The organism is Oribacterium sp. WCC10 (genome assembly GCF_900113415.1).
Lineage (GTDB): Bacteria > Bacillota > Clostridia > Lachnospirales > Lachnospiraceae > Oribacterium.
Window position 1 is genome coordinate 103,646 of record NZ_FOPH01000004.1, and the last position, 14,441, is coordinate 118,086.

Genomic DNA, 14,441 nt, shown 5'->3' on the forward strand with positions numbered 1-14,441 from the left:
TTTTCTCTCTACTCATATCTGTCGCTTATTAATACTCGTACTGCTTATCATCTATTTTAATTATTTAGCTGAAAGATGAAAAAGGCTGTTAAAAGAATTAATTCATGGTAATATCAGCCAATCTCCTAGTTGCTTATCCCATTCCGGAGGGTTGAATTTCTCAAAACCGGCATCCGAATAAAAAGTAAACTCAGAAAAGATTGGCTCAGCATTTACCTCATAAAAATCAACCCTGACCAATATCTCATCTTTAGATAAAATCTTTGCAAGTTCTTTCATCCGTTCAAAAGAAACGGGTTTTCCAAGATGTTCACGACTATTAGGAAAATTCTGTGTTAATTCTAAAAGATTCCATTCCATATCATAATAATCTATGCTTTCGTTTTCATGCTTATCGTTCTGTATCATCTGTAAAATCTTAGGTTTACCATTAAAGCAAAGAAACTTATACACAAGCAATGCTTCATGATCTCCACTGTCAATGAATTCCTCTACCATAATTTTAGGTGGAACATCTTTATAAGGCCACTCTCGATAATCATAAAAATAATTTCTCTTTAACGCAGCATCAAATTTATCCTTATATAATTTAGGATCAAATTTACTCTTGTCATCACATACCACCACGCTACCAGAATCATGGGTACATTTTAGCACGAATTTTTCAGGTAATGTTTCAAAATCTATTTCATCAAAAGAATCCCATACCCCAATAATCGGTACGACATATTTCTCACCTATTTTCTCTGCCACATAATCCTTAACTTTATACTTATCCACCATAATTGTATGTACTGGTTTTCTGTCATAGAGCTTAAGCCATTGTATTTTTTCGTTAAATGTAATAGGGCGATCAAGACAAATGTCATATTTCATCTTTAATTTCCAAAGGCATTCAATATATATCCTATCATCTGTATCTTTTATGAGATCTGTCATATCACGCTTAGACAAAAAATAAATATTGTCTATCCCATAAGAATGTAGTTGATCATACATATCTTTCTGATTATTCTCGTTCTTTGCTGTAATGATATATAGTCCATCATTAATATTTTTAGGAGGAAGGCACTCAATTCCAAATAATATTTCCTTACCTTGCTTTTCTTTATCATTATCTAGTATTTTAATCTCTTTTCCTTCATTTTTCAGCGTATATGCCAAAATCATTCCGTATATATTTAATCCAAAAATATTGACTTTTTTTCCAGTTATCGATATCATTTATCATCCTCCTTTGCCACCAGCATATACAATAAATTTCATAAATCTTTACAGACAAATACTAAACAACCATATTGATAAACTTTTTCAAACTATAAAATGGATTCTCTAAATAATAATTATTTATCATGGGTTCAAAAGATAATTGCTCTGTGTTTATTGAAAAATCTACTGTATTTACTTTCTCAGTCAATATGTCGTATACGAGCATCCTGTCTGCACATGATGGTATTAAATATAATTTATTATCTATTATTTCAAATGCGTCAAAAACGGCTGCAAACTCAACCAACCTACCCGGACTAACTCCAAATCCTTCAGGATAGGAAAATGCCTTAACAATTCCCTTCTCAGGTCTCTCTGGATATAATTCCATAACATCATAAATACTGTTATTTAGAACAATTGCTTTATCATTTAAAAAACATAGTTTAGAGTAAGGAATGCCATCCCTAAACCAATTTATTTCTTCTAAAGGGCTGTATTCTGTAATAAAATCTTTTTTTATATTCCATCTGAGTATTGTAGTTGACTTGTTTTGAGTAAACCAGAAATCATCTTCATGAAAGAAACATCTAAATAAACTATATTTTTCATCAAATGTATATTTTTTTGTATCTTTTGTCTTAATATCAAATACTCTAAGACTATTATCCAACGTCACGTAAGCACCCTTTCCATCTCCGATATCTATAAACGAAGAACCTGGAATCTGTTCATCTTCTTCAATGAGTTTATTCAAATCATCACACCTTTTTATGGTGTAATCCCTTATATCAATTTTCCATATTCCCATATCCATTTTCTGCGGAAAAAGGTAAACATCACTATTATTTAAGATTTCTCCAGCCGATGCATAAAAAGCATTACTAATGCCAAGAGGGATTTCAATCCATCTGTAACAACTATTTTTACGTTCTACCACAGCAATTTGCCTGCAATTATTAGGAAAAAACAAGCTAATATCACCATATTGTAAACCATGAGCATATAATCCAAAAGCATCTTTACTCTCGTAAGGGTTCATCATAATATAATTCACTGTCAAATCATGTAAGTTGATCGAACAAAAAGAATTAAAGTCTATATTGGGGAAAAGCAAGTTTTCTTCATATAAGCATCCACACCAACTATGTAAATCCATTCTAGAATTATCCAAATCCTGTCCACTCCTATCTCACATTTTTGTAATGAATCATTCAAAATACCATCCGTATATCAAAAAAACCTAGTTCCTTCAATTCTTTAAAAGTCTCTTCGTACAACTCATTTTCTGTGACTATATAAATTCCTACATTATTTGCCTGACAGCTAATTTCAATAGGTAAATAACATTTTTTTGAATCAATTATCGTTGCATTAGTTTCACCTTCATATCCATTATCCAAAAAATACTTAACCGTAATGCCGTTATCCTTCAAGTACGAATAAAACATGAGTGCCTTATCACTAACGCCATAAATACAAATAATTTCTTTTCCAACGAATCCACTAGGAAAAATCCTTTCCTCCCATCTCTCGCTCCTTTTATCAAACAGTGGAGCATCCCATATTTCTCTTTTGTCTTTATGATTACAGTATCTGCATAAATCCAAATTCTCTCTACCTTTTTTCAAGAGATTTCTTATAGTTGAGTATTTTTCACCATGCCATATTTCTACTAGTCTTTCTTCGTTTAAATTTCCAAGCGTCATCTCACCTAATGAGTCATTACAACAAAGTGATACTTTACCGTCAGGACGTATAACAATTTGTGTCCAAGGTAATTGACAACCACACTCAGTAGTGTAATAAATCTTATTGTTAGGTGAGTTTCCACCTCTTGATTCTCTTATACTGTTGTATTCAATTTCACAAAACCGTACCTTTCTATCATATTCTGGATATTTCTGGACTAATAGTTTGACGCCTGTGAGATCATTATTCTTATAATCATCTATCTGAAGTAAATCCAAATACGGAATTGTTTCTTTGAACTTTATCTCATTCAAAAGAGTGCCATTTGATAACAAATAAATAAAAGCTTTTGGCAAATTCTGTCTTGCATACTTAACAAACTCAGAGATTCTTTCATCTATAAACGGTTCATTATTTGAAAATAACGCCAACAGCCCTGAATGTTCAATTTCACTTAGTTGACTTATTATGGAATAAAACATTTGTTTTTCCATTTTCCTATATTCTCGTTGGGGTGCATTAGCATTCACCGGACAAAATTCACATAAGCCATTACACCTATTAACCGTTTCTATCTCTACATATTTGAATAAAGGCTTTTCATTTTCGAAATACTCTATATATCTATTTATCTCATGATTAACTGTTGAATTCTCTATTAATATCCTTTTATTTCGAGAAGGCATAACTTGATCAATATAAATCAAATTATTAAACCCTTTGGAACCCAAAATTTTAGATATATTTTTATCATACATCGCTACTATAATTAGACAATTATCTATATCTTTTATTTCTCCAAGAGAAACAACTAAAACACCTCCTATTGAATCCGGATTATTATTCTTATCAGAAACAATAATTGCATCAATAATATCCTTAACATCACCACCTAAGTATTCAATAAAAGTTCTTGCCATAAATCCAGCACCAAACATGTAACATTTTCTATATTCTGAAGCAAGAAGTTTTATATTATCAACACGAAATGAATGTTTTATCATAGTATATTAATCACTCCATTCTTTTATGTCCTCTGCTGTACGATGCCATGTATGTCCAAAAGTTCGTCCTTTTATATTGCAAAATCTACATAATGGCATAGGTTTTGCTAGTTGTATCAACAAATCTTGCCCATTTTCAATTTTGTATATATCTATGCCATCATATTCAGTGACAGGAATGTTATATCCAAATTTTTCATTAAATATATGTATGTTGGGCGCAACTGTGCATGGAAATAATCGCCCTTCAGAAAGCATTGTGCATTCTTGTGCATGTGTACAATTCATAAAATTATAAGTACAGTCTCCATTTCCATTTAAATTTAAGGGAATATGATATAACGTTTTAACTGTTTCACCTCCTCCGTAATAATTCAGTTTCACATTTTCATATGTCGCTTTTTTCTCTATTTCTGTATAATCAATATTAATCGGATATTTTGTCACTTGAAGAACTACATTATTTTCTCTTAGTAATTTCCAAAATTTATCTGTCTGCTTCATAAGAAGAATTCCATTAGTGAAAATCTCTATAGTTGAAGACTTAAATAAATCTGCTGACATCGCTATCATATTCTCTAACTCAGGATTGAGAAGCGGTTCACCACCCATAATCCGCAAATTACCTATTCTATTATCAAGAAGATGTTTTAACCTACTTAAATCACTATATAATCTTTCATATGTTACATTTCGTTCTCTAGCTATAGATGAAAAATGATCACATCCGGCACATCTCAAATTGCAGTGATCGGTAACATTTACTACAAGATTTTTCATGATTGGATGAGCTGTTACTCTCCACAACATTTCTGAAAAATGGTTCTTTAAATTAAGCCTATCCCATAGTTTTTCTTCGTAATTTCTCGATACATAAGAGTAATTACAAAAAGATATTGATGTTAAATTTTTTATTATCTCATTTCTCATCTTATATCCTGTTGTAATTAAAATCACATCATCTCTCTTTAATTGAATTTCATCCAATGAAAATATATTAATGCCATTCCAAACAGATCTTTCTTCTGTCTTTTTGGATAGAATTACTCCTTTTATCCTGCTTTTCTTCGTTGGACTCAGCATAGATATTAGTAATTCAGCGAAATGACCACATCCATATATATATATATGCTCATCTACATCAAAAAATGAGTTAAACTGTTCTTCATTGTGTATGACCATCTACCTATCTCCCACAACAACCCAATCACTTATTTGAGGTGTCCCTGTTTCCCATTTTATTTCACCTAACTTTAACGAACAAAAACGGCAAAAACTGTTTGCTTTAGTGAATTTGTTTAAAATATCCCATCCTGATACATGTTCATCACTTAAATCAACTCCACATTGCTTCATCTCATTGTCGTCAATAGACAATCCGAAAAAATCCTTGCTTTCAGTAAGCATTGGTACATGGGGACAAGGATATATATATCCATTTCTTAAAAATTTACAATATTTACTATAGCAACTTTCCTCATAAACCTTTTTATAATCAGCTTCACCAAAACTCATTCTTGATATAAATTTCTTAGTAGGTGGTTCAAGATAATAATTAATATGTGTCATATGCAGTAAATTTAAAATCCTATCTATTATCTTTATTGTTGGTGGATACTGAGTAATAAAAAAACTTGCATTATACATAGTCATAGCTTGAACTAAATCATCAGCTATATCAGGTAACAATATCCCATTAGTAACTATACGAATATCACTTCCTGGAAAATATTTTCTTACTAAAAATATAAACCGTGGCAACTCTTTGTTAAGTAATGGTTCTCCTCCCATCAGCCTAAATATGCATACATTACTAAATTTATTTGACAAGTTTTTTAATTCTTTTTCAAAATCATCAATTTTAGGGTGAAAAGGTTTAGTAACTAGATTAGAAAAGTGAAAACAACCTTTACATCTCAGATTACACTCATCTGCCACCTGATATTCAACATATTCCAACACTGGGTTAATAGTTTTATGATTTCTTAAAAAAATCAAATTTCCACCATCATCCAAAAGTGGAAGTTTTGCTGTAGACATATATTTTTCAGGAAAATAAATATCATTAAATCCTTTAGATTTAAGAGATACGGTTACCTTTGCAGCCTCGCATTCATTAGCAAGCGAAACTATTATTTCACAATCGCTATATTCTTCATATACTAATTGAGACTCTTTTATTATTTTAATCTCATTAATCCTACTCAGTTCAATAAAGTTATCAATGCAAAGAACAACTTTTACGGAATCTGCATTCTTAAGCTTATCTATGATATATTTTCCAGTATGACCCAATCCATATACAATTATTTTCTTCATTTCAATCTCACTTTTATTATTTGACAGGTTCAATTAATTCTAACTTAAACACTGTTTATTTAAAAACTATCTTGATGTCTACATCCACGAACTGAATCTAATCCATTACCAATTTTAAAACAGGTGCCTGTCACCTTTAAGAATCTCTTATATATTCCAACATAAAAAGCTCCAGATATAAGACAATCACAATCTACATCAAGAGCTTTTAGCTTCTGTATTCATTTATAACTAATCATATTTTCTTATTTATCTACTGTTCAACCAATCCCAATATCTTTTCAGCAACCCGTACCTGTTCTTCTGCCACTTTCTTAGAGGCAATATAAAAATCATCATAATACGATAGCTGTCGTATATTCATTGCATTTGCTATTTTTTTGGAAATATCGCTCGGAAAGTCCTCTGTTTTAACATGAAACTGATTAAAATGAGCAATCACCCCACTGTGTTTACTACTGTCAAATCCATCCAGAGTATTCGCAGCTCTTATGGCATGAAATATAGCATAATACGAACGATTCAAAGTCAATTTATAATCTGAGATTTCAAGTTCTCGTTTTGATCGCACCAAGTCTTCTTTGGCTTTTTCCAGTCGATAAAATGCCAAATCATTTAAGCTGCCGTCCATAGTTTAATCCCTTCATTAGTTATATTTTTATAGAAAGGTGAGACATCTCTCCATTTTTCAAATAACCTTGTCTCTATGAGTGCCGTAGTGATAACTATATTATATTCAAGTTCGATAGCCACTACTATATCCAGCAATTTGTCATACATATCTTCGTCTTCTTTTTCTATTATCAGCGCAATATCAACATCCGATTCCTCATTGGCTGTTCCACGGGCAACTGAACCATATAGTATTATGGATTTTAAATTACTACCATATACTGTTTTGACTTCATCTACAAAACGATAAAAAAGTCTATCATCACTTTTTACCATATAAGCCCTCCAAATAACACACAGTTTCTACTTACACAGCTTTAAATCTTTGTTTCTATCATAACAAACGAAAGGCTCATTGTGAAAAAATCAACTGACTTATTAATATTTCTCTATTTATTCTGGTCTGATGAGTTCTTATTTAAGTTATACATAATTATCAATATACTCCTTTGTACCTATTTTACATTTCATCATAGCTTCGCCATGATGACTTCATTCAGTCACCTTAACTCTGTCTATGTCCACTGTCTCCCGCCATGCGCCTAACACGACACTTTGTTTCTCAGTTTCTTAAATTTCTGATATATGCCCGAATAATCATATTGTCGCAATATCTCTATCTGTAGATAAAAGATATTTTCTCTATTTATGTATATTTTATAATAGCATTTTTCCTGGCACAATATTGTTTTGTGCGTTTTTGATATCATTTCAGTAGAATCGGTCCTAAACGCATCCAATATCAACAAATTCTCCGAAGGCTATACATGTATTTTCGTCATCGAAATTATCTTTTATAAGTAAAACAGCCATATTCCCACAGATATCTGTATCCTGATTTAAGATTTAATCTCCGGATCAAACGAATTAGGAGGCTTATTCTCCGTCAGAAAAAATATCTCTGTAAGAATAAGGAATATATGGTCTAAAAACAGACAATATGCAATTCCTTAGAGCCGTGATATGATCACTTCATCTGAAAGATATTCTGAGATATTCGACGTTTATAATCTTAAGTAGTCTTCCGGAACATTCGTTCCAGGTAATATAAAATTCACTATTATTTTTCCGCAGAACTGATATATAATCAAAGCGAGAAGTTCATATCTTTCTCGCTGTACTTTAGGAGTAGATATGGAACAATTAACAGGTTTGGGCAAAGCCATAGTGGCTGCAGACCCCGATAAGATCCGGCTTGATATGACGGTGAAAAATATCCTTGCTTACAAACCTTTGCTTGCAAGGATTTTTAAAGAGGTTGTATCTGAGTGCCGGGATATGAGCTATGATGAAATTGAAGCCTGCATAGAAGGTGAAGTTCTCATCAGCAAGGTTTACGTTGACAGTGGCCTCACCAATGCAGGTGATCGGATTGATGGTTTGAATACAGAAGCGTATTTAAACGATGAGGGGCTGGACAGGTACGATATACGTACATATCTCAGGTTGCCTGGCAAAAGTGGTTCAGAGTATATTAAACTCATCATTAATCTTGAAGTCCAAAACGAAGATAAACCGGGTTATGATTTACCGCTGAGAGCATTATTCTATTGCTGCCGCATGATCTCGGCTCAGCAGGGAGTCGAATTCACAACGGGCAGTGATGATCCTGTAAAATATGGGAACATCAAGAAAGTTTATTCCATTTGGCTTTGTACGGAAGCTGCTCAGACCAGAGCGAATTCTATTGAAATTTATGATATAAACAGAAATTTCCTGTTCGGTAGTAATACGGATAATCCCAGATATGATATCCTTAATGCAATCATCATTTATATCAGCGGAAAACATGATTCGGAAAATACCGAAAATGAAATGATTCGGATGCTCACTGATTTGTTTGATGAACGAATAAATGGAGTAGCTAAAGTTCAAAAATTAAAATCCGAATATGGACTTAGTATAACGAAAGAAGTTGAAAGTGAGGTGACAGATTTGTGTACTTATGCAACTGCCATGGAGAATAAAGGCATAGAAAAAGGTTTGGAAAAGGGTATAGAACGTGGACTTGAAGCTCTGGTACAGTAAAATATACCCTATAAAGTGGACACTTTAAGAAGAAGGGAACCCTAAAAATGGACACACAAAGAAGGGATAAAATCCTATTTTGTGGACAAAGGAAAAAGGGATTCTTCTGGTGGATGATATATAATAAAGTTATCTACCGGAGGAAAATATGAAAGAGTATACGGATGCCCAAAGAAAAGAACTTCAAAAGAACCCATATGTTTTAAAAGTCTCCAAGTATAAGTTGTATTACACAGCTAAGTTTAAGGAGGACTTCTGGGTTAGTTATCAAGCAGGAAATTCTCCTCGAAAGATCCTATCAGATTTCGGATTTGATTTAAGTATATTCAAGCAGAAACAAATTGATTCATTGGTTCAGCATATTAAGAAGCAAGCATTGTCTGGCAATGGTTTTACAGAAGGTAAAAACAGACAGAGAAGAATGAGTATAAAAGCAACTGATGAAGCAGAGCTCTCTTCTCCACAATCAATCACACGTATGCAAAGTGAATTGCAATACTTGCGCCAGGAAGTAGACTTTCTAAAAAAAATTATAATTGCAGACAATTCAGAAAAGAAGAAATAATCATGGAGACATCAAATGACAAATTTGAAATCATCCATGAAACTATAAATAAAGCGGATAATAGGCTTTCGGTTTCAATGCTATGTGAAATAGCTGGGGTATCAAGATCAGGCTATTATAACTGGGTAGCATCCGAAAAGAATCGAATGGCAAAGGAACTTCAAGACAGAGCGGACTTTGAATTGATACTGATAGCATACACCCATAGGGGATACGACAAAGGTGCACAAGGCATTTATATGCGCCTGATACATATGGATCCTCCCATTGTCATGAATGTCAAAAAGATCCGCAGGCTTATGAAGAAATACGGATTGATCTGTGAAATAAGAAAAGCTAATCCGTATCGAAGAATGGCAAAAGCCATAAAAACGAACAATGTTGCGGATAACCTTGTCAAAAGGCAGTTTGAGGCCTATGGTCCCAGAAAGATATTGCTTACTGATATTACATATATTCCGTTTAATGGAGAATTCTGCTATTTATCAACCATAATAGATGCATTTACAAAGCAGATACTATCTTATGTATTAAGCAAATCATTAGAAGTAGATTTTGTCCTGGAAACAGTAAATACAATGATAGAAAAGCATGGTGTTGCGCTAACAACTGAAACCATAATCCATAGTGACCAAGGCTGTCACTACACAAGCTGCAGCTTCATTCAACTTGTAAAAGACAAAGGGTTACGCCAGTCTATGTCAAGAAGAGGCAATTGTTGGGACAATGCTCCACAGGAAAGCTTTTTCGGAAGGATGAAAGACCACATAAAATCCAAGCTTAAGAACTGCACTACTTTTGAGGAAGTTAAAGCAATAATAGATGATTGGATGGATTATTATAACAACGATAGATATCAGTGGAGATTAGCAAAGCTATCTCCTAATGAATACTATGAATACATAACATCAGGAGTATATCCTTTAAAGGATGTTATACCTTCAAAAAGATATTGAGAAGAAGGTAATTTAATAAAATATAGACATCTGCTAGACTGATTTTTCTCAAATCCCTTCTTCTTACTTTGTCCTTGACAAGGGGTACACTTTACAGAGTTTAAAGTTATATGTCAGTGACTTTGATTCTCTATACGCCGCTGTTACAAAAAACAGAGCCTATAAAGATGTCTCCAGAGAAACTGTCATGAAGTATTATAATGAAACTCCTGACAATTCATAGGTGGCAAGTATTATATAATGCGGCTGTGCATTCTGTGTAAATAATCAATCTAGAGAGTGGCAGATGCAAAATCCACTCCCATAAAACTTATCGTAAATCTTGAAGTCCCAAACGAGGACAAACCGGGTTACGACATACCACTCTCACCGCTTATTATTTATGACTCTTAATGCCAATTATTCACATACTCTTTAAACCTAGGTAAAGGAATACTCCCTGATCGCACTTGTGATTGTTTTTTACTTTTGTGACGTTTTGTGATGCTTCCATCATCATGTGATGCTTTGTGACGTTTTGTGATTATATTATATCTTCTCAATATCATATACGTCAACCAACACCGTGTACTTGTCGAACCAACTTCACCCCAAAAGTTCCATGAGCTGTTCCTTACTCATATTCATCAGTGATTCACTCTCACCGCTGAGTATGGCATCAGCCAGGTCTTTCTTGGCATTCTGCATCTCGACGATTTTTTCTTCTATAGTATCCTTGACGATCAGTTTAAATACAGAAACCTTTTTTGTCTGTCCTATTCTGTGGGCGCGATCTGTTGCCTGATTCTGAGCTGCAAGATTCCACCATGGGTCATAATGGATAACCACATCTGCTCCCGTCAGATTTAGTCCGGTACCGCCTGCCTTTAGTGATATAAGGAAAAGCGGCACCTCATTCTCATTAAATGCATGAACCAGCCTGATTCTGTCCTCTTTCCTGGTTTCTCCTGTTATCTTATAAAACTCGATGCCCTTCGCCCTAAGATCTCTTTCCAGAAGTTCGAACATTGATGTAAATTGTGAGAATAAGAGAATTTTATGTCCTCCGTCTATTGCACTTTCGATTAGTTCAAGGCATGATTCGCGCTTGGCCGACTCTCCATTATATCCTGCTGTAATCAGTTCCGGATCGCAGCATATCTGTCTTATCTTTGTGAGTTCTGCCAGAACTTTGAGCCTGTCCTTACCAGACTTGTACTCTTCACTTTCCAGAACCTTCTTCATGTGGGTGACTTGAGCATCATAAAGTTTTCTCTGAGCAGCATCGAACTTTGAGAAACGTATCTCCTCCATCTTGTCAGGCAGATCCTTTAGTACATTATCCTTTAGCCTCCTGAGGATAAATGGTCCCACCATATTCTTAAGATGCTTTGTGATCTCTTCATCCTTATGTCTGGTTATGGCAGTTTCAAAATCACTTCTGAACCTGTCATAAGTATAAAGGAAACCGGGCATGAGATAATCAAAGATACTCCACAGCTCACTAAGCCTGTTCTCAATAGGCGTACCGGTAAGAGCGAAGCGGTGCTCCGCATTTATCACCTTCACCGACTTTGTTGCGGCTGCTTTCGGATTTTTGATAAACTGTGCCTCATCGATGATTTCATAATCAAACTTTTTATCCTCATATATCCCGATATCCCGCTTCAAAAGGTCATAAGAGGTAATGAGTACTTCCGGAAGTTCATCAGCAGACATTATAGCCTTTCTCTCCGTTTGGGTACCTGTTACGGTCTTAATGCTCATGGATGGAGCAAATCTCTTAAATTCTTCCTCCCAGTTATACACAAGGGATGCAGGGCATACTATGAGGGAAGTTATCCTCTTACCGTCCTTTTCATTAAGCTCTTTCCTGCTTTTCAGAAGTGTTATGACCTGAATGGTTTTGCCAAGTCCCATATCATCCGCAAGTATTCCGCCGAATCCGACCTCCGAAAGCATGCTCAGCCATTTAAAACCGTACACCTGATACCCACGAAGAATCTTTGTAAGACTCTCCGGAACCTCTATATCACTTTCTTTTACAGTATTGAAATTCCTTATAAGGGCCTTAAAGTTCTTGTCTCTTTCGGCAGCAATCTCATCATGCTCCTCAAGAAGCTTGTTGATGAATATCGCACGGTAGAGCGGCAGATGAAGCTTACCCTTTGTGAAATCTCTTTCACTTACACCCATGGACTGCATTGTAGTCATGAGCTCTTCAATTGTATCATCCTGCTCAAGTCTTATGAACTCACCATTTTTCAGCTTAAAGAACTTTTTCTTTTTTCGATAACTTTCCAGAAGCTCAAGGAGTTCATCTTCAGACATGTCATCTGTTTCTATTTCAAGATTCAATAATCCGCTTTCCACGGATACACCAACTCTTGTAACAGGAGCCTTACGGATTTTAAGATTTTCAAAATCCTTGCTTGCATGGATTTCACCTATTGCCATAAGATCCTTTAAACCTTCATTTAAAAGGTCAAATGTATTCTCTCCGGTTTTTTCGCAGGTGAATTCTTCCCCGTCTGTGCTTACATCAGGAAGATATTTTTCAAGAGCGCTTAATGCATTCTGTTCGTACTCCATATCTCTTGATTCAGGAAATGGGAAGTCTGAATCTGTCAGCTTATGAAGAATTATCTCTTCATCACCGTATTTCGCCTGAACTCTTCCTGAAATATAATCCTCATTTGCATCCATGTAGTAGGTGATTTCACATTCTGCAGGAAGATAATTTTTTAATGGCACTTTCCCCTTTTCGATAACTTCTATTTCGGGACACTCAATGAGCTTAGGCAGTATCCTGTAGTAGAACTCTGGCAATTTCTTTTTGCCTATCGTAAACGAATTGTCTTCTGTTTCACTAACACTTTCTATCAGCATCCTCGCCATAGGAGACATATTACCTATCCTGTAAAATGCAGCTTTTTCTTCGTCTATATAATAACCGTAATCCTTGCCCTTCATTATTGCAGGGGAATCAACCATTACCGACAGTCCTGCGAACTTACCCGTCTCATCCATATTCCTGCTTATCTCAACCCGGATATTTAAAGTGCCTTCTGTTATTTTGACATTTTTTGTATACAGACTTCCATCCAGATCGATGGTTTTACCTTGAGCCACCTCATAAAACATATCAAGAATTTCCGGTGTTAAATCAACTCTGTCCTTCAGAGTGATCTGATCCCCGTAATAATAACGCATCTTATTTATCTTATCTGAAATGTACTCATATTCTCTTTTGGTTTTTTCTATTATTTCATAATACTTTTTTGCATCATCATCAAACTCATAGTCAATGAAGGAAATCAAGGTTTTTGTCCCAAGCTTAAGAGTTCCGTTCTGCTCTTTTATCTCCACAAGCTCATTTAAGTTCTTGACCTTAAAAAGCTTCTCAATGCCTATTCTGAAAGTCAGCGCCAACTCGTCGGCTGAATTCCTGCCATAAGACAGCTTCGGTTCTATCCTGACAATACTTTTCTTTTGTGAAGTCTCATCAATGATCTTGTTGCTTATGATTTTATGATAAGCATTGAGAACCTTATCACCATTCATGTCGGTGTCATCGCCTGGATTGTATTTGGCTATATAGTCATCTGCAAGCAGCATCAACGCCAGTGTATGCACACAAAGAGTGTTATAGTAATATGAGTAATAGTTACTTCCGTGGATAGGACAGCTGCCTAAAAGCAGACTGTCTTTTGTTATAAGCAGCTTAAGTCCTGAATAACTGTAGATCTCATCATCGATTTTCCCGAAAATATACATTCCCAGCTGATTATCACCTGATGTAGATCTGAGATATGTTATGCTCGCCTTAGTAAATTCAACTTCTCCATTTTCAACCAACTCCCTGGCCTTATCAATATCATCCTTGTCTACGATATAGTCATCAAGAAGCTTTAATACATTAAAATAAGTATTTCCAAGAGCTGACTTAAATCTATAGCCCCACTTTAAGTTATCCTCTTTATTCCGAATCCCCTTTTTTCTCATTATATGGCCAAT

11 protein-coding genes are annotated in these 14,441 nt (G+C 34.6%); 3 read left to right on the forward strand and 8 right to left on the reverse strand.

Annotated elements, in window-relative coordinates; all coding sequences use genetic code 11:
* Window positions 1–102: 102 nt before the first annotated feature.
* The 7 genes from BM294_RS04255 to BM294_RS04285 all read right to left on the reverse strand — a co-directional run bounded on the left by BM294_RS04255 (window position 103) and on the right by BM294_RS04285 (window position 7,172).
* A complete protein-coding gene (locus BM294_RS04255) occupies window positions 103–1,224 on the reverse strand; it encodes an ATP-grasp fold amidoligase family protein (protein WP_091205214.1) in 1,122 nt (373 codons plus the stop codon).
* Window positions 1,225–1,285: 61 nt separating this feature from the next.
* Window positions 1,286–2,149, reverse strand: coding sequence for a hypothetical protein (locus tag BM294_RS04260; RefSeq protein ID WP_175494502.1), 864 nt, complete (start codon window positions 2,147–2,149; stop codon window positions 1,286–1,288).
* A gap of 274 nt (window positions 2,150–2,423) precedes the next feature.
* Window positions 2,424–3,905, reverse strand: a complete 1,482-nt coding sequence (locus BM294_RS04265) for a radical SAM/SPASM domain-containing protein (protein ID WP_091205218.1) — start codon at window positions 3,903–3,905, stop codon at window positions 2,424–2,426.
* Window positions 3,906–3,911: 6 nt separating this feature from the next.
* Window positions 3,912–5,087 (reverse strand): radical SAM protein, encoded by a 1,176-nt coding sequence (locus BM294_RS04270; RefSeq protein ID WP_091205220.1) that lies wholly within the window; start codon window positions 5,085–5,087, stop codon window positions 3,912–3,914.
* On the reverse strand, window positions 5,088–6,224 hold the full coding sequence (locus BM294_RS04275) for a radical SAM protein (RefSeq protein WP_091205222.1): 1,137 nt from the start codon (window positions 6,222–6,224) through the stop codon (window positions 5,088–5,090).
* A 253-nt stretch (window positions 6,225–6,477) separates the two neighbouring features.
* Complete coding sequence (locus tag BM294_RS04280) at window positions 6,478–6,855, reverse strand: HEPN domain-containing protein (protein ID WP_091205224.1); 378 nt, start codon at window positions 6,853–6,855, stop codon at window positions 6,478–6,480.
* Window positions 6,840–7,172 (reverse strand): nucleotidyltransferase domain-containing protein, encoded by a 333-nt coding sequence (locus tag BM294_RS04285; RefSeq protein ID WP_091205226.1) that lies wholly within the window; start codon window positions 7,170–7,172, stop codon window positions 6,840–6,842. Before BM294_RS04285 ends, BM294_RS04280 begins: the two co-directional genes overlap by 16 nt.
* 858 nt (window positions 7,173–8,030) lie before the next feature.
* On the opposite strand from BM294_RS04285, the gene BM294_RS04290 reads away from it, so the two are divergent.
* From BM294_RS04290 to BM294_RS04300, 3 genes are all read left to right on the forward strand, one after another.
* Window positions 8,031–8,924 carry a hypothetical protein gene (locus BM294_RS04290; RefSeq protein ID WP_091205228.1) on the forward strand — a complete coding sequence of 298 codons (894 nt, stop codon included), beginning with the start codon at window positions 8,031–8,033 and terminating at the stop codon, window positions 8,922–8,924.
* 148 nt (window positions 8,925–9,072) lie between these two features.
* Complete coding sequence (locus tag BM294_RS04295; RefSeq protein ID WP_091205229.1) at window positions 9,073–9,489, forward strand: HTH domain-containing protein; 417 nt, start codon at window positions 9,073–9,075, stop codon at window positions 9,487–9,489.
* Window positions 9,490–9,491: 2 nt separating this feature from the next.
* Window positions 9,492–10,445: an IS3 family transposase gene (locus BM294_RS04300; RefSeq protein ID WP_091205230.1), complete on the forward strand. Its 954-nt coding sequence runs from the start codon at window positions 9,492–9,494 to the stop codon at window positions 10,443–10,445.
* A 585-nt stretch (window positions 10,446–11,030) separates the two neighbouring features.
* Here BM294_RS04300 and BM294_RS04305 read toward each other — a convergent pair.
* A complete protein-coding gene (locus BM294_RS04305; RefSeq protein ID WP_091205231.1) occupies window positions 11,031–14,429 on the reverse strand; it encodes a DEAD/DEAH box helicase in 3,399 nt (1,132 codons plus the stop codon).
* Window positions 14,430–14,441 lie beyond the last annotated feature (12 nt).

What these genes read in the sequence shown, in the direction of transcription:
- BM294_RS04265 (WP_091205218.1), bottom strand. Translation starts at nt 3,905, where the DNA reads ATGATAAAACATTCATTTCGTGTTGATAATATAAAACTTCTTGCTTCA.
- BM294_RS04275 (WP_091205222.1), bottom strand. Translation starts at nt 6,224, where the DNA reads ATGAAGAAAATAATTGTATATGGATTGGGTCATACTGGAAAATATATC.
- BM294_RS04290 (WP_091205228.1), top strand. Translation starts at nt 8,031, where the DNA reads ATGGAACAATTAACAGGTTTGGGCAAAGCCATAGTGGCTGCAGACCCC.
- BM294_RS04295 (WP_091205229.1), top strand. Translation starts at nt 9,073, where the DNA reads ATGAAAGAGTATACGGATGCCCAAAGAAAAGAACTTCAAAAGAACCCA.
- BM294_RS04285 (WP_091205226.1), bottom strand. Translation starts at nt 7,172, where the DNA reads ATGGTAAAAAGTGATGATAGACTTTTTTATCGTTTTGTAGATGAAGTC.
- BM294_RS04280 (WP_091205224.1), bottom strand. Translation starts at nt 6,855, where the DNA reads ATGGACGGCAGCTTAAATGATTTGGCATTTTATCGACTGGAAAAAGCC.
- BM294_RS04305 (WP_091205231.1), bottom strand. Translation starts at nt 14,429, where the DNA reads ATGAGAAAAAAGGGGATTCGGAATAAAGAGGATAACTTAAAGTGGGGC.
- BM294_RS04270 (WP_091205220.1), bottom strand. Translation starts at nt 5,087, where the DNA reads ATGGTCATACACAATGAAGAACAGTTTAACTCATTTTTTGATGTAGAT.
- BM294_RS04300 (WP_091205230.1), top strand. Translation starts at nt 9,492, where the DNA reads ATGGAGACATCAAATGACAAATTTGAAATCATCCATGAAACTATAAAT.
- BM294_RS04255 (WP_091205214.1), bottom strand. Translation starts at nt 1,224, where the DNA reads ATGATATCGATAACTGGAAAAAAAGTCAATATTTTTGGATTAAATATA.